Origin of the sequence: Nonomuraea coxensis DSM 45129 (assembly GCF_019397265.1) — a bacterium.
GTDB classification, from domain to species: Bacteria; Actinomycetota; Actinomycetes; order Streptosporangiales; family Streptosporangiaceae; genus Nonomuraea; species Nonomuraea coxensis.
Window position 1 is genome coordinate 8,478,088 of record NZ_CP068985.1, and the last position, 16,915, is coordinate 8,495,002.

The 16,915-nt window shown below is 64.5% G+C and carries 9 protein-coding genes, 1 tRNA gene and 2 pseudogenes; all 12 read left to right on the top strand.

Going from position 1 to position 16,915, the window contains the following annotated elements; all coding sequences use genetic code 11:
• Positions 1-83: 83 nt before the first annotated feature.
• The 12 genes and pseudogenes from Nocox_RS39740 (at position 84) to Nocox_RS39785 (ending at position 16,912) form a co-directional block, all read left to right on the top strand.
• Positions 84-1,238 carry an acyl-CoA dehydrogenase family protein gene (locus Nocox_RS39740; RefSeq protein ID WP_020544268.1) on the top strand — a complete coding sequence of 385 codons (1,155 nt, stop codon included), beginning with the start codon at positions 84-86 and terminating at the stop codon, positions 1,236-1,238.
• 65 nt (positions 1,239-1,303) lie between these two features.
• A tRNA-Lys gene (locus Nocox_RS39745) sits at positions 1,304-1,379 on the top strand.
• Positions 1,380-3,129: 1,750 nt separating this feature from the next.
• Positions 3,130-11,058, top strand: a complete 7,929-nt coding sequence (locus tag Nocox_RS43855) for a DNRLRE domain-containing protein (RefSeq protein ID WP_020544271.1) — start codon at positions 3,130-3,132, stop codon at positions 11,056-11,058.
• A gap of 160 nt (positions 11,059-11,218) precedes the next feature.
• Positions 11,219-11,554, top strand: coding sequence for an ankyrin repeat domain-containing protein (locus tag Nocox_RS39755; protein WP_026214560.1), 336 nt, complete (start codon positions 11,219-11,221; stop codon positions 11,552-11,554).
• 556 nt (positions 11,555-12,110) lie between these two features.
• Positions 12,111-13,229, top strand: coding sequence for an RHS repeat-associated core domain-containing protein (locus Nocox_RS39760; RefSeq protein ID WP_211212706.1), 1,119 nt, complete (start codon positions 12,111-12,113; stop codon positions 13,227-13,229).
• Between the two features lie 89 nt (positions 13,230-13,318).
• Positions 13,319-14,653 carry an ISL3 family transposase gene (locus Nocox_RS39765; protein WP_063711730.1) on the top strand — a complete coding sequence of 445 codons (1,335 nt, stop codon included), beginning with the start codon at positions 13,319-13,321 and terminating at the stop codon, positions 14,651-14,653.
• Between the two features lie 52 nt (positions 14,654-14,705).
• Positions 14,706-14,978 carry a hypothetical protein gene (locus tag Nocox_RS39770; RefSeq protein WP_020547392.1) on the top strand — a complete coding sequence of 91 codons (273 nt, stop codon included), beginning with the start codon at positions 14,706-14,708 and terminating at the stop codon, positions 14,976-14,978.
• An 88-nt stretch (positions 14,979-15,066) separates the two neighbouring features.
• On the top strand, positions 15,067-15,489 hold the full coding sequence (locus tag Nocox_RS39775; protein WP_020547391.1) for a hypothetical protein: 423 nt from the start codon (positions 15,067-15,069) through the stop codon (positions 15,487-15,489).
• Between the two features lie 242 nt (positions 15,490-15,731).
• A pseudogene (locus Nocox_RS44330) lies at positions 15,732-15,833 on the top strand (hypothetical protein); the annotation flags it as partial.
• Between the two features lie 93 nt (positions 15,834-15,926).
• The gene (locus tag Nocox_RS43495) at positions 15,927-16,124 is read left to right on the top strand and encodes a hypothetical protein (RefSeq protein WP_020547390.1); all 198 of its coding nucleotides are present in this window, start codon (positions 15,927-15,929) and stop codon (positions 16,122-16,124) included.
• A 115-nt stretch (positions 16,125-16,239) separates the two neighbouring features.
• A pseudogene (locus Nocox_RS44335) lies at positions 16,240-16,382 on the top strand (IS256 family transposase); the annotation flags it as partial.
• Positions 16,383-16,408: 26 nt separating this feature from the next.
• A complete protein-coding gene (locus Nocox_RS39785; protein WP_157383484.1) occupies positions 16,409-16,912 on the top strand; it encodes a hypothetical protein in 504 nt (167 codons plus the stop codon).
• Positions 16,913-16,915 lie beyond the last annotated feature (3 nt).

Sequence of the window (16,915 nt, forward strand, 5' to 3'; positions counted from 1 at the left end):
ACATCAGGTTTGTCCCTGGTAGAACCCTGGTAGCCCCCTATGACCGCATGAGGCCCACCCGGCACCCGAGGAAGGGACCCGCCATGGACGACCTGCTCCGGCTGGACGAGCGGCTCGACGCCGACCAGCGGCTCATCCGCGACACGGTCAGGTCGTTCGTCGCCGACCGGGTGCTGCCGCACGTGGGCGACTGGTTCGAGGAGGCCACCTTCCCCGCGCGCGAGCTCGCGCCGGAGCTCGGCGCGCTCGGGCTGCTCGGCATGCACCTCCAGGGGTACGGCTGCGCCGGCACCGACGCCGTCTCCTACGGCGTGGCCTGCCGGGAGCTGGAGGCGGGCGACTCCGGGCTGCGTTCGTTCGTGTCCGTCCAGGGATCGCTGGCGATGTTCCCCATCTGGCGGTACGGCTCCGACGAGCAGAAAGAGGAGTGGCTGCCCCGGATGTCCGCCGGTGAGGCGATCGGCTGCTTCGGGCTCACCGAGCCGGACCACGGGTCCGACCCGGCCAACATGCGGACGTACGCGAAGAAGGACGGCTCCGACTGGATCCTCAACGGCTCCAAGATGTGGATCACGAACGGCTCGATCGCCGACGTGGCCGTCGTCTGGGCGCAGACGGACGAAGGCGTACGCGGCTTCGTCGTCCCGACGTCCACGCCCGGCTTCTCCGCCCCCGAGATCCACAGGAAGATGTCCCTGAGGGCGTCCGTCACCTCGTCCCTGTACTTCGACGACCTGCGCCTGCCCGCCTCCGCCGCGCTGCCCGGCGTCACCGGGCTCAAGGGGCCGCTGTCGTGCCTGTCCGAGGCCCGCTTCGGCATCGTGTGGGGCGTCGTCGGCGCCGCCCGCGCCTGCCTGGAGTCCGCCGTCGACTACGCCAAGACGCGCGTCCAGTTCGACAAGCCGATCGGGGCGTTCCAGCTCACCCAGGAGAAACTCGCCTGGATGTACGTCGGCCTCGCCCAGGCCCAGCTCACCGCCCTCCACCTCGGCACGCTCAAGGACGCCGGCGCCCTGCAGCCCCGGCAGATCAGCTTCGGCAAGCTGGCGAACGTACGGGCCGCCCTCGACATCGCCCGCCAGGCCCGCTCCATCCTGGGCGGCAACGGGATCACCCTGGAGTACCCTGTGATCAGGCACATGAACAACCTGGAGAGTGTGCTGACCTACGAGGGGACGCAGGAGATCCACACGCTGGTGCTGGGTGAGGCGCTCACCGGCCTGGCCGCCTATCGGTGACGGTTCGACCGGGTGCTGTGGGCGTCGCGGGCGGGGCTGTAGTCTCTGTACCCTTGCTGTTGCTAGGGGCGTTAGCTCAATTGGCAGAGCTGCGGACTTTTAATCCGTAGGTTCCGGGTTCGAGCCCCGGGCGCCCTACCACTCCATACCCTTTCTGACCTGCGATTTCTCGGTTCTCGACCCTCTTCTGCGAGGCGCAGGTGGCCGAGTTCATGCTCGTCACATGCTCTTCGGCACGCGTCCGGCACATCGGCGGCCGGTCAGCAGGGCCGAACCACCTTCGACGTTGGGGCGCCTGAACCCTGATATAAAGCCAACCCGACAGAACGCCCAACAGAAGGGCTGGGTGGAAGGGCGACCTGGCGAGGCACGGTCTGCTTGATCAAAGACACACCCAAACAGGGGCCAAGCCGCCCCGGGTTCACTCGCACAGCTTCGTTATGGGCGATCGTTTGAAGCTCCAGAGGTCATCCTCTTCCGACACCATGATCACGGCGTGAATTGTCGGATGCCTCCCGTGCTTGACCTTGGCCGTTATTTGGTCCCTGAGGCTGGTCTGCCTGGTCGCGCGCCTGCCCTGGAGGCTGTCGAGTCTGGCCAGGAGGTGCCTGGTCATGTGCCTGCCCCGGAGGCTGTCGAGTCTGGCCGAGGGGCCGCTTGGTCTGACCGGGTGGTGTGTGCGAAGGCCTCTGGTTTGAAGGCATATCGGCGGTGGCTTCCGGGGGTGACGGGCTTGTAGCGCGAGGTGCTGTCGCCTGGGGAGCCTGCGAGGTCGGCCTGCTAAAGGCTGTCTTGCGGGGCGTCGCAGGGGTGGTCGCGTTGGGTACGGCCGAGCGAGACTTGCGGGGAGTCGGCGTGGTGATCACCGAGGCGCGGGCGACAGCGGGTGAGACCGGTCTGGCCGCTGGCCGGCTTGGCGAGGCCGGAGTGGCGGGCGAGGCGGTGCGGTGAACGGGGAGCGCGGCTGCAGGCGGAGCCGTGCCGGCGCTGTCGTGAGGCGTGTCGAACAGGTCCAGGGAGCGGGGAAAGCCCGGAAGGCCGATCACAATGGCGGCCAAGGTCAGGGACAGAACGCCCGCTGACAGGGCAGTGATCTTCAGGAGCAATACGGGAAGGCGGCGGCGCGCGGGGGGCAGCGGAGGCGACTGCGCTGTCACGTGAGAAGGTGCTGTCCGGTCGATGCCATCGTGATCCCTTCTGTCGATCTCTGAGAATCGGCTCGATCTAGCCACGAGATGCCCGTGCTTGTCAAGGCGGCTGTCAACATTCGGACCTGCGTCCGCCCGCAGAGGGGAATTCGGCCGGGGAGACAGTGGCGACCAGGTACGGGATGCGGGTCAGGACGGTTGTGAGGCTTCCGGGGACGGATCGTGGCGGTGGGCCGGCGATGGAAGTGGCTCGGCGTCACGGTCGATGAGGCGACGTTGGTGCCATACCTGACCTTTCTCAGCGGCATGAGACCGAATTGATCTACACATGGGATGCAGGCGCGCGTCAAGAGGGTCGGGCATGGCTGTGATCTGGTAATTCGTTCTGCCCGTTGGTTAGCTGTGAGGTTGCTGGGAGTCGGAGATTTTCGGCTGCATGTCGGGTTCTTCGGTGATCTGCAGTGTTTACGCACAGTCACGTTGACCGTAAGTCGGCAACGCGGTCCGCCTGCGGTGGATCACCGCAGCGGGAGGGCCTCTCGCAACGGGTGGGAGCGGGTGTTCGAAAGTTGGCCCCCATCACTCCGCGTGATTATTGACCAGATGCCCAGGCGCCGGCGGCGGGAACGTCGTTCGCGTTCACCGTCAAGACCGGCGGCCTGACGGCGCAGGCACAGCCGGACGGATCAATCGCCTTCCTCGGGCAGGACGGAACGCCGGCGTTCACGATCCCGAAGCCGTTCATGATCGACGCTGAGGCGGACGCCGCCTCTCCGTACGGCAAGCGCTCCAGCGACGCGGTCACCCAGACCGTCCAGCAGCAGGGCGCCGAGGCGACGATCACCTTGGCTCCGGATGCCGGTTGGCTGGCGGCGCCGGAACGCAAGTGGCCGGTGGTGATCGACCCGACCATCCGCATCCAACCGGACGCCGCCGAGGCGACCGACACCTACATCGACTCGGCCAAGAAGACCACCAACTTCGATGAGGCCTGGAACCTGCCGGTGGGCAAGACCAGCGCGGGCGCGATCAACCGAGCGCTGCTGCACTTCAATCTGCCGATGCCGTTGGGCACCCAGGTCGACCAGGCCAGGTTGGAGACCTACTTCGACCAGGCCCTGGGCGAGGCCGGGCCGGTCACGGTGGAGGCGCGGGAGATCACCGGCGACTGGGACTCGTGGCTGGTGACCTGGAACAACCAACCGGCCGTCGCCGCTACGGCAGCGGCGACGGTGACTCGCAATCCGGGCGAGCTGTCGCGCTGGCACTCCTTCGACGTCACCGGCGTGGTCAACAAGTGGATGACCAGCGAGGGCGACACCCCCGGGTTCATGCTCAAGGCTGCCGACGAGGCCACGACCGGCAAGGTCGGCGGGCCGGTGTACGAGGCCGCCGCCGACGTCTACGGCGGCGACGGCATGAGCGGCGAGACCGTCAACCATCCCAAGCTGGTGGTCACCTACGGCACCCCCAGCGTGACACTCAAGCCGGTCACCACGGCCACCTCGGTCGGCGCGTCCCTGTCCTGGACCGCCTACCAAGACCCCACCCCCGGCAGCGACGCCGATGACCTGGCCGGGTACGAGCTGTACCGGCACTGCCCGTCCGGGTGCCAGCTCGGCAACGGCACCTCCAGCCTGGGCGATGAGCTGGTCACCACGCTGCCGACCGACGTCACCTCCTACACCGACACCTCCAGCGGCGGAGACCCCGAAGCGGTGGCCGACCCGTCCTACATCCACGAGGCCACCTACTGGGTGACCGCGGTGCTGAAGAACGGGCAGCGCTCGCCGTCCCAGGAGATGACGGTGATCCTGCCGCGCCCCGGCAAGATCGCCAAAACGCTGTACGGGTCGGCGGACACCACCCTGGCCTCCGGCGAGCCATCCACGGGCCACGATGTGATGCTGGGCCAGAAGCGGCTGCAGGTCGGCAACACCGCCACCGCCCAAGCCAACACCCGTGCGGTGGTGACGTTCGACGACTTCGCCGCCGAAATCCCCGCCGATGCGCAGATCAGCGAGACCACGCTGTCCCTGTGGGGGGCCACCTCCACCGGGTCGGGAGCGAGCTTCACCGCGCACAAGCTGACCAAGACCTTCGACGAATCCGCCACGTGGATCAGCCCGTGGACGACGGCGGGCGGCGACTTCGACGCCACCGCACTCAGCACGGTCACCGCCGTCACCGCCACCCCAGGCTGGCGGCGATGGACCGTCACCGACGCCGCCAAGGCTTGGGTGAGTGACGCGGCAAGCAACAAGGGCCTGCTGGTGAAGGTCGCCAACGAGGCCGGCACGGCCAAGCAGTCGGCATCCTTCCTGGCCACCGAGGCCGACGAAAGCGTGCTGCGGCCCCGCCTGCGCGTGGAGTACACGGAGAAGAGCTCGGGAGTCTCGGCGTTCTACGTGCCCGGCACGCCGGAGCGGCTGACCGCGGGCGAAAGCCGTGAACTGCCGGTGGTGGTGACCAACACCACCACCGAAACCTGGGACGCCGCCAAGACCGCGTTGTCCTACCACTGGCAGCTACCCGACGGCAGTGACATCTCCACCGCCGACAACCAGCTCAAGGCCCAGCTCCCGGTCAGCCTGGCGCCGGGCGAGTCGGTGAAGGTTGATGCCACCGTCAAGGCCCCCGCCGCAACCAGTACGAACCTGGCCGAAGGCGCGGTGCTGGTGTGGGACGTGCAGGACACCGTCACCAACAACTGGAAGTCGGCCACCCATCACCTGCCGGAGCTGCCGCAGCAGATCCGTATCGACTCCCCTACCAGCGACCTGCTCGGCCTGGAGAAGTTCTACGCCTACACCGGCAAGAACACCGGCGCCGGAACGACCGCGCTGGTCAACCCGTACGCGGGCAACGTGGTGTGGGGCTACAACGCCTTCTCCAACCCCTCCCGCGGGCCGCAGACCTTCGCCCGTATGACCTACAACAGCCTCGACACCTCCACGGCCTCGCTCGGCTACGGCTGGTCGCTGCAGACCTCGACGCTGGCCAAGCTGGGCTCGCAAGTGCAGTTCCACCCGCCCGGCCAGGAGTGGCCCTCCCAGGTGCGGCTGACCGACGGCGACGGCACCACACACGTGTGGACGCTGCCCGAAGGCACCGACACCTCCGCCTGCAACCCCTCCACCTGCGCGTACAAGAACCCGCGCGGCGTGCACCTGTACCTGCAGCAGGTCGCCCGCCCCGACGATCCCACCCGCCGCAGCACCGACCCGCTGCGTCAGTGGGTGTTCACCAAGCCCGACCGCACCCAGTTCTTCTTCGACGAAGAGGGCTTCCAGTCGGCGATCGTGGACAAGAACGGCAACACCATGTCGTTCACCTACGAGCGGCGCCGTTCCAACAACAAGCCCACCAAGTTCCTGCAGTACATCACCGACGCCACCGGCCGTAAGACGCTGAGCCTTTCGTACTACAAGAAGGGCCAGAACTACACCTACATCGACGACACGACCTGGCAGCCGGTCGCCGACACCAAGCTGACCAACCCGCACATCATCGACAACGTCGAGTCGATCACCGACATCGCCGGCCGCAAGGTCACCTTCAACTACACCGACAAGGGCCTGATGGCCCGCATGATCGACGGTGCCGGTGACGAACAGGCCAAGACGTTCGGCTTCCGCTACGACGCCACCCAGGGCAACAAGAACGTCAAGCTCGTCAAGGTCACCGACCCGCGCGGCAACGACACCACGCTGGACTACTACGACGCCACCGAAGACTCCGAGGACCTGTGGAAGGTCCAGGCCCTGACCGACCGGCTCGACGGCGTGACCAGGTTCGACTACGTCGACCCCGACGGCTCGCAGAACGGCGTTATCAACGCCACGGTCACCGACCCCCTCCAGCACGCCACGAAGTACGAGCTGGACGCGTATGGCCGCCCGCACCTCATCACCAACGACAAGCAGGAGACCACCCGCCTGGAGTGGGACCCTGACCACAACGTCACCGACCTGTTCGAGGCCAACCAGGCGCACACCACCTGGACGTATGACCCGAAGACCGGCTACCCCCTGACCATCACCGACGCCGAGGCCAACACCGACCCGACGGCGCTGGACTACTACCGCGGTCTCAACGACTACGTCGCGGACCTGAAAACGAAGACCAGCCCGGAAGGCCGTACCTGGGCCTTCACCTACGACGCCAACGGCAACCTCAAAACAGTCACCGACCCGCTCGGCGTCGAAACGGCGACAGCCGACGACTACACCACGACCTACGAGTACGACCCGCTCGGCCAGTTGACCAAGTCGACCGACGCCAACCAGAACTCCACCACGTTCGGCGACTACGACCCGACCGGCTACCCCAAAGCCATCACCGACGCCTACAACAACGTCACCACCACCATCTACGACGTGCGCGGCAACGTGCTGTCCGTCACCGACGCGCTGGGCAAGAAGACCACCCAGACCTACGACGTCTTCAAGCGCCCGCTGGAGTCGAAGGTCCCCAAGGACCAGGACAAGAACGACTTCATCGTCACCCCGGCCCCGGTCTATGACCGCAACGACAACGTCACCAAGTCCACTGCCCCCAACGGCGCCGTGGCCACCGCTGCCTACGACGCGGCCGACCAGCTCACCGAATCGCTGCTGCCCAAGGACAGTGCGGACGGCCCGGCCCGCAAGGCCACCTTCACCTGGGACCGGGCCGGCAATCTCGAGACCCAGACCGAGCCGAAGGGCAACCTGGCCGGTGCGACCGCGGCCGACTTCACTACTACCTACGTCTACGACGAGATCTACCAGCTGACCGAGGTCCGCAACGCTAGACAGCACAAGATCACCTACGAGTACGACAACGTCGGCAACACCACCAAGGTCATCGACCCGCGCAAGAACGCCACCGCCGACGCTGCCGACTTCACCGCAACCTACACCTACGACCTCAACCACCAGGTCAAGACGTCCACGGACGCGGCCGGCTTCGTGACGTCGGTCGACTACGACCTGGACGGGCTCGTGGTCGGGCAGACCGACCAGGAGAACAACAAGACGATCACCACGTACGACAAGCGCGGCGCCGTGATCGAGACCAAGGTCCCGCACGCCGAGACCGGCGGCGACATCAAGTACGTCACCACCCAGTACCGCTATGACCAGGTCGGCAACCGCACCAAGGTCATCACCCCACGCGGCGTCGAGCGCGGCGGCGAGATCGACTTCGTCGCCGAGACCAAGTACGACAAGCTCAACCGCCCGGTCGAGGAGATCTTCCCCTTCGACAAGGACGACCCGGTCTACAACAAGCCCGACAGCGTCACCTACGCCTATGACGAGGTCTCCCGGCTGAAGGAGATCTCCGCCCCGCCCTCCCACGGGCAGACCATCCGCAACATCACCACGATGACCTACTGGGACAACGGCTGGTCCCGGACCACCACTGACCCATGGGACATCAAGACCACCTACGACTACAACAAGCTGGGCCTGCAGACCAACCGCACCGTCACCTCCGCGGGCGGCTCCTCCCAGCGCGCGCTGGACTGGGACTACTACCCCGACGGCAAACTCAAGACCCACTCCGACAACGGCGTCCCCCTCGGCCTCGACGTCGTCATGAACGACAACTCCGACACCGGCCAGGTCGTCGCCACCGGCTCCTGGACGCCGACCTCAGGCGGCTCCCCCGCCTCCAACATCGCCGGCCCGCAGGCCGCCGCCTCCACCGGGTTCGTCGGCTACGACTACGCCACCGCCCCGGCCGGCACCGGCCAGAGCAGCTTCACCTGGAACCTGACCACCCCCACCGCCGGCACCTACAAGGTCGCCGTCCAGTACCCCTCCGGCGCCACCGCCACCAACGCCACATACACCATCAACCACGACGGCGGCACGGATGACGTGGTCGTCGACCAGACCAAGAACACCGGCACCTGGGTCGAACTCGGCTCCTACACCTTCACCGCCGGCACCGCGCACAGCATCACCCTCACCGACGCCGCCAACGGCATTCTGATCGCCGACGCCGTCAAACTCGTCCGCGACACCGGCGGCGCCAGCGACACCGAGAAGAAGGACTTCGCCTACACCTACGACGCCAACGCCAACCTGACCCGGATCGACGACAACTCCCCCACAGCCAAGATCGATCTGTGGGACATCGCCTACACCAACCTCAACCAGGTCCAGAAGATCCAGGAAAAGCTCGACGGCGCCCTGAAGAACACCACCACCTACGACTACAACGAGAACAGCGCCGTCACCGTCCGCACCCACGACAAAACGGTCGCCACCTACGACTACGACGTACGCGACCTGGTCAACCAGGTGGTCAACAAGAAGACCGCCACCGACCCGTCCCCCAAGACCACCACCTACACCTACACCCCGCGCGCCGAACGCCTCACCGAGACCAAGGCCAACAACAACACCGTCACCTACGACTACTTCCTGTCCGGCGTCCTGCGCCACTCGGTGGAGAAGAAGCCCAACGCCGCCATCGTCGCCGAGCACACCATCGGCTACCAGGGCAACCTGCAGCGGGCCAGCGACCACGCCAAGATCCAGAACGCCGACAGCCCCGGCGCCTACCTCGACCACACCTACGCCTACACCTACGACCCCCGCGACCGCATCGCCAAGACCGTCAAGACCCCGACCGGCGGCGGCCCGGTCGAGACCGAGACCTATTCCCACGACCCCAACAGCAACGTCTGGGAAGAGGAAGTCCTCGGCAAGAAGACCACCTTCACCTACGACCGCAACCGCCTGATGACCTCCGTCACCGACGGAGCCGCCATGACTTACACCTACGATCCTTACGGCCGCCTGCGCACCATCCAAGGCGGCGGCAAGACCTGGGAGAAATACACCTACGACGGCTTCGACCACGTCACCAAACACGAAAAACTCGGCGCTGACGGTGCGACGTCGACGGTGACTACATACACCTACGACCCACTGGACAGGACGACATCCAAGACGGAGAAGGAAGGCACCGCCTCCGCCAAGACCACCACCTACTCCTACCTCGGCCTGTCCGGCGAGGTCCTGGACGAGGAGGTGGCCGGCAAGCTGACCCGATCTTTCCAGTACAGCCCGTGGGGCGAGCGTCTGTCCCAGGTCAAGGTGAAAGCCGACAGTTCGGATGAATCCTCCTACTACGGCTACAACCCGCACACTGACGTCGAGCAAATCACCTCGGACACGGGTGACACCCGCGCCACCTACGGCTACACCGCCTACGGCAAGAACGACGACAAACTCTTCACCGGCGTCGACAAGCCCGACCCTGTCGACCCCACCGCCAAGGAGGAGTACAACCCCTACCGCTTCAACGCCAAGCGCTGGGACAACTCCACTGGCATGTATGACATGGGGTTCCGCGACTACAACCCCGGCCTCAACCGCTTCCTTAACCTCGACGCCTACAACGACGCCCTCGACGACCTAGCCCTCAGCCTCGACCCTTGGACCGCCAACCGTTACGCCTTCGCAGGCGGCAACCCCATCTCACGCATTGAGATCGACGGGCACGAGCCGCGTCCTGGTCACTGTCAGCCGGGCGTCAACTGTCCGCGAACTGAGAGAGAGATCAAGGCAGCGAACAAGGAAAATCGCAACGGGCATGACCGAATGCTCAAGAACTTCAAGAAACGAGAGGACGCTAATACTCCGACCGTATATCTGGATTGTTCGGGAGAGAAGTGTCGACAGGGATTCAACATCTGGGAGAAGACCTACATCCTGATCATGTGGAGCTGGCTGAACAACGCCAAAACGGCTACCACCTGCATACAGGAGGGGGATGCTGAAGCCTGTCTGGATACTGCACTCGACGCCAGGTTAAAGAACAGGCCCCACACCCCAGACACCCCCCACGAATCCAAGTCAATTCCCTGTGACAGCTTCGTGCCGGGCACGCAAGTCCTCCTGGCGGACGGCAGCCAGAAGCCTATCGAGGAAGTGAAAGTCGGGGATAAGGTACTGGCAACCGATCCTGAGACCGGAGAAACCAGAGCAGAGCCCGTCACCGCAGTCCTGACCAGCAAGGGCGATAAACATCTCGTCCAGATCAGCGTCGGCGCAGCTGACAAGGACGACGAGCGCAGCTCCCTGGTCGCCACCGATCACCATCCATTCTGGGCGCCTGAGCTGCGAAAATGGGTCATGGCCGACGAGCTCAAGTCCGGCATGTGGCTCCGCACCTCTGCGGGAACGTTCGTGCAGGTGCAGGCGGTAAAGCGATGGACCGCCGTTCAGACCGTTCACAACATGACGGTCGCCAACATCCACACGTACTATGTGGCGGCCGGCGCCGCAGCCGTACTCGTTCACAACACGAGCTGCCCACTCAAGGATTTCGTGGCGGAATACAAGGCCAAATACCAGGTAGGCAAAGGCCGGAACGCCGCCGTGGCACAGTACGATATCGACGATATGCGCGGGCAGCTCGTCGGTGTCAGCGGGAAGCATCAGTATCCGGGCTCAGTGGAGATGCCGACCGATCCGATCTTCGACCGGGGGTGGAAGGACGCCGACTCGGAGTGGAAGATACTCGAGAAGCTCGCCAAGTCGCTTAAGCCGACTTCCAAGGGCACTCTCACCATCTATTCTGAGCGTGCGATCTGTTCAGAATGCACTGGAGTGCTTGCTCAGTTCATTAAACGCTTCCCCAACATCAGAGTGAATGTGAGGACGCAATGACTTCGTGAGGCCATGTGCCCTGCTTCTGCTGTGACCGCGTGCAGAAGCAGGGCACTTTGCCCTCTCGGTCTCCCGTTGATCCCGTCGGCCATGGAGTGGCACGGGTGTACAATAACGTTGTTCTGTTCATTCAGGGCGCATATACTTGAGGAGCTTTCCATTGACCGACTCTCCAGCTCATGTTGCCGTGGAATTGGAAGATCTGCCGAGATTGCGCGAACTACTCGATTCCGGTCATGACGTTGAGGATGAGCAGGGGTGCGAGAGCGGCTGGACGTTGCTCCGGCACGCAATCGACATCGAGTGGGACAGTCATGTTCAAACCCGCGACCCCCTGCGTGTCAACGTCACCGCCTACCTTCTTGCGCGGGGTGCGGATCCGTTGAGGGTCATCGGGGGGAAAACCATTCTCGCCGAAGCGGAGGACTGCGGTCATTGGCTCGCCGTCGACATCATGAAAGCATGGATCGAGCGAGCGAAGAATCCGTCCGAATAGCGGCTCCAGATACCAGTCTCGCCTGGCGACATGTGACCGCGGCTCTGTCCCGGATGACGTCAACTGTGTGGGAGCTGCTCGAGAGCTTGCAACCGCCTGGCGTCACCGTGACGGCCGAAGGGGGTCTCGCAGTGACCAGCCCCTGGAGGCCAGGGTCGTGGTCACCCCATGCATAGGAACAGCACGTCAACACGAGGGGCGGCGGGCGACACCGCTGGGATCATCGTCGTCGACTATGTCAGGCAGCGTTGTCGCGGCCGGTCCAACGCCGTCAGCATGGGTTCGGCGCTCGTCGTGATCCACCGGGCAGGGGTCGTGCATCGTAACCTCAGGCCGCCGACATTGCGCTCATGCAGCTCAAGGTGCATGTGAGTCATCGTGAAGGGTTCCCCAGGGTCAGTCTCGTCGGCGCGCCTCGAACCGTTCGTTCTCGCGCGGACCATGCCACAAGTGCACGCCGACTCGCCTCGGATCCTCCGACGCCCTTAGGCCGGGGTCTCCTGCGCCATCGGCATGATCAGTGCCATGCGCCGGCGCTGACGGTGCGCCGTCGACGGTGAATACATACACCTACGACCCACTGGACAGGACGACATCCAAGACGGAGAAGGAAGGCACCACCTCCGCAAAGACCACCACCTACTCCTATCTCGGCCTGTCCGGCGAGGTCCTGGACGAGGAAGTGGCCGGCAAACTCACCAAATCCTTCCAGTACGCACCTTGGGGCGAGCGCCTATCGCAGGTGAAGATCAAGACCGACAGCTCGGAAGAATCCTCCTACTACGGCTACAACCCGCACACCGACGTCGAGCAGATCACCAAGGAGACCGGCGACACCCGCGCCACCTACGGCTACACCGCCTACGGCAAGAACGACGACAAACTCTTCACCGGCGTCGACAAGCCCGACCCCGTCGACCCGACGGCCAAGGAGGAGTACAACCCCTACCGCTTCAACGCCAAGCGCTGGGACAACTCCACCGGCATGTACGACATGGGGTTCCGCGACTACAACCCCAACCTCAACCGCTTCCTCAACCTCGACACCTACAACGACGCCCTCGACGACCTAGCCCTCAGCCTCGACCCCTGGACCGCCAACCGCTACGCCTTCGCCGGCGGCAATCCCATCAGCAACATAGAGATCGACGGGCACGACTTCTGGGATGACCTGAGTAGGGCCGCCGCCTTCGGCGCCGATCCCGGGAGCGCTGGCTCCATCCTCGCCCACGGGGCGGAAACTGCAGCCGGACTGGCCGCCATGGTTTGGGGTGCCGGTAGCGCCATCGGTGGCGGCGCCGCATGCCTGACCGGTGTGGGTTGCATAGTTGGAGCGCCTGCTGTGGCAGCGGGGGCTGGCGTGATCACCGCGGGCGCCGCTACTGCGGGTGTCGGCACCTCAGGCCTTATCAATGACATCCGTCATATCGTGCAGGCGGCAGTCGGCGAAGGTTCGGACAGCTCATCCAACAACACCAACCGAAGCAGCAGCAGTAGTACCGGCAATGGAGAAGTGGCCAAGTCCAAGGGCCAGCTCGCGCAAGAGAGTGGAGACGAGTACGAGCGATTCCTCTGGAATAAGTTCGGCCATGAGGGCGGCTTTAAGGGGGTCTTCGAGTTTGATCGGGGAGGGGCGGCAGGAGTCCGCTCTCTGGTCACGTTGAGTGACGGCTAAGGCTGAAGATCACCCCGGATGCAAGATGCCCGCGGCTCTTGTGGATCATGACTGTTGTCTAGGCAGTCGATCTTCAAGAAACCACGGGCGTGCAGAACACTATAGAGATTTCTTCGGATGCGACACTGCTGCTGGGCCTGGAAGGCGTGGCGGTGGTGCGGGTGGAACGCGACGATGACGGCCATCGGGTGGTCCACATGATCACTGATGATGAGACGGCACGGGCCTGCCCGGCGTGCGGGGTGTTCGCCACCCGGGTCAAGGAACGTGTGCTCACCTCGCCCCGCGACCTGTGCGCCGGCGGTGAGACGATCAGCCTGCTGTGGCACAAACGCCGCTGGGTGTGCCGGGAGGAACGCTGTCGGCGCGGATCGTTCACCGAGCAGGTTCCGCAGGTCGGCGCGAGGATGCGGACCACCGCCAGGTTGCGGCGGGCCTGCGGGCGCAGCGTGGTGGACGGCGGGCGCACCATCTCCCAGGCCGGGCGTGACCATCGGCTGTCCTGGCCGGTGGCGATGCGCGAGATGCGCGCCTATGCCACCGAGGTGCTGCCCGCCGAGCCGCTGCCGACCTCGGCAATCGGGATCGATGAGATCCGGCGGGGCGCTCCCCGCTGGGAACAGGATGCGGCCACCGGCAAGTACCGGCTGATCGCCGACCGATGGCATGTCGGCTTCACCGATCTGTGCGGGGAGCAAGGGCTGCTCGGCCAGGTCGAAGGCCGCGTGGCGACGTCGGTCACGGCCTGGTTGAACGCCCGGCCCGCCGCATGGCGCAACGCCGTCTCCTACGTGGCGATCGACATGTGCGCGGTGTTTCGCTCGGCGATCCGCGCCGCGCTGCCACACGCGATCATCGTGGTGGACCATTTCCACCTGGTGCAACTGGCCAACGCCAAGCTCGCTGAGCTGCGGCGGCGGCTGACCTGGAAGATGCGCGGACGCCGTGGACGCAAGGGCGACCCCGAATACGACCACCGCCGCCTGCTGCGCGCCAATGCCGAGGAGTTGACCGCCGAGCAGCGTGCCGTCCTGGAACGCGACGTGGGCAGGATCGGCACCGCCGGCAGGCATCTGCTGGCAGGCTGGCACGCCAAGGAGAAACTGCGTCACCTGCTCGCGCTGGCCCGGACCAACCCGGCCCGCTCGCGGATCGCCCACCGCCTGCACGCCTTTTTCGCCTGGTGCGCCGACCACGCCTACCTGCCCGAACTGGTCACCTTGGCCCAGAGCATCGCCGCCTGGTGGGCCGAGATCGAGGCGTTCATCCGCACGGGCATCACCAATGCCAAGAGCGAAGGGACCAATCGCGTGATCAAGCTCGAAGCGCGCTGCGCGTACGGCTTCCGCAACACGAGCAATCAACGCCTCCGATCACGCTGCGCAACCACCCGCTCAAGCCGAAACCGAGCTATCCCCGCGTAAGTTCGATGACCCCTTTAAGGTCGGCAAGCGGCAATTCGATGGAAAGCACTTCGTGGACGAGGTCGAGACTTGGTACGAAGCTAAGTCGGGCACGTTCTGGGAGCAGGTTCTCAAGGACCACAAGAGGATGGAATCCTTCAAGGGCAAGATGGGTGAGGCGGTCAAGATCGCCAGGGAGAACAATGCAAGATTCGAGATCATCTCCGAAAAGGCTATTCCGGAGAGTATCAAGCAGTGGCTGACGAAGAAGGGGATTCCATTCCGAGAGGAGGCGCGCGCCACACCGCCGCCGCAAACCGGGCCCATGAAGTACAGTGCCGACTGACATCCGATAATCTATTATGATCTTCTGACGGGCGGCCCGCAACCGGATCGCCCGTTGGGGGATTCTCACCGACTCTGGCAAGGGAAAAATGAGCCGCGACATCATGATCAGCCTGCAGTTCGAACACGATGTGGACTTCGAGGAAGTCCTCGAACGGCTTGCCAAGACGGGTTGGGAGTTTGTCCGCGAGGAAAACTCTCTCTGGTATATGACCGACTTCGACTGGAAGGAACTGCCGCTTGACGGCCTAACCCAGGCAAAACTCGACATGCGCGCCGCATACGAAGCCGGAGAGACGACAGGAATGACTGTCAGGCTGCCTGGCGGAGAATTCTATGCGAACGTGATGTTTCATGAGGACAGGAGGTCGGTCTCGCTTATCCCCCTGCTGGATTATCGCACCATCGAGCGCTCGCCCGAGTTCGTGGACCTCGGATGGTACCTCGAGAATTTCCGCCGACCGTTCCGGGATTTCACGATCCTGAGCACGGAGGCGAGCGACCATCGGTAACCAGCTGCATAGGCAGCCGCAGAGCCGAGCTTAGCCGACTCTTCGAAGTTGATCGAGATTTGACGCCTCGCCTGGCCCAGAAGGCCTGAGAGGGCTCGCGGCTCTCGATGATTCGTCTTGTGGTCGAAGCAAGATGATCACAGCAGAGCATAGTCAACGACACGACGCTGCTGCTCGGCCTGAGCGGGATAACCGTGACGAAGCTCGTCGCCGCAGGTAATGAGGCACACGACGGGCCGGTGGTGCACCTGACCACCGCCGATGAACGCGCCCGATGCTGCCCCGAATGTGGGACGGCCGCAGCCCGGTTGAAGGAAGGGATAACCACCCGTCCACGAGACCAGCCAGCGGCGGGCCGGTGGTGTGCGCTGCGCTGGCGTCAACGGCGCTGGCGCTGCGACCAGGCATCCTGCCCCCGGAAGACGTTCACTGAGCAGGTGCCGCAGATCCCCGCCGGCTCCCGCCTCACGCTGCGATTACGCCAGGCCAGCGGCGCCGTGGTGGCCGATGGCGGGCGGATGATGATCCAGTCGGTACGCGATCACGGGATCTCCTGGCCGATCACATCAGCGGCGTTCACCGAGCACGCCCGCCGGGTGCTGCCCGCCCTGGTCGCGACCAGGGGTGAACGCTAACGGGCACACCCGACTGTGGTCGTCGGAGGACGGAGGGCTGGCGCGCGTTCCTGCACGGCCTGGTCGCCTATGGGAGTGAGGCTGGCGGTGCCGGGCTGTAATGCCGGGTGGCGCGGTGTTCGAGCAGCCCGGCGTCGAGTCCGTTGACGCACAGCGCCGGCATGTGGTGCAGGCGCTGGAGGACAAGTATCCCAAGGCTCGGCACATCTAGACGAGGCCCATGACGACATCCTGAGCCTCGCTGTCTATGTGAGGAGTACATCAATAGAAAAAAGAACCACGGAATGGAGTGCGGCTGCGATCTGGATCCCGACAGTTACTGGAGAGGATTCCGGAGCGGCAACGACCCATCTCTCTTCTTTCCGAGTCCGCACGGTGCGCACATCAAGGGGCCTGGAGACTTCCCCTTTCCGATCAAGACATATAACGAGATCTATCCGAGCGGACGGGGCATCATTGCCGATCTGGACGAGAACGGCATCGTGACGATGGCTGTAGAAAAGGCGGATGACACCCCTCGCGGCAGTGAGATGTTCGGAAACGCCATGAAGTATTTCGGGGGTGATGTTAAGGGAGTCAAGGCCTATTGGCAGAACGGCGACAAACTCAGGGATAATCTGGACTCGTTCAACGCGGCGATCCGGTCGGGCATGTCTCTTGATGACGCCGCACGTGCGACATTCACTGGAAAGATGGCGGGACGCCATGGATTTACGCGCAGCGTCGAATTCGTAGAGCTGCGCGGAAATCACGGAGAATACACGAACGTGGGCGTGATTTTCCGGTAGGTC

Coding starts and splice junctions, on each gene's coding strand:
- Nocox_RS39740 (WP_020544268.1), top strand. CDS start 84: ATGGACGACCTGCTCCGGCTGGACGAGCGGCTCGACGCCGACCAGCGG.
- Nocox_RS43855 (WP_020544271.1), top strand. CDS start 3,130: ATGATCGACGCTGAGGCGGACGCCGCCTCTCCGTACGGCAAGCGCTCC.
- Nocox_RS39775 (WP_020547391.1), top strand. CDS start 15,067: ATGAGCCGCGACATCATGATCAGCCTGCAGTTCGAACACGATGTGGAC.
- Nocox_RS39785 (WP_157383484.1), top strand. CDS start 16,409: ATGGAGTGCGGCTGCGATCTGGATCCCGACAGTTACTGGAGAGGATTC.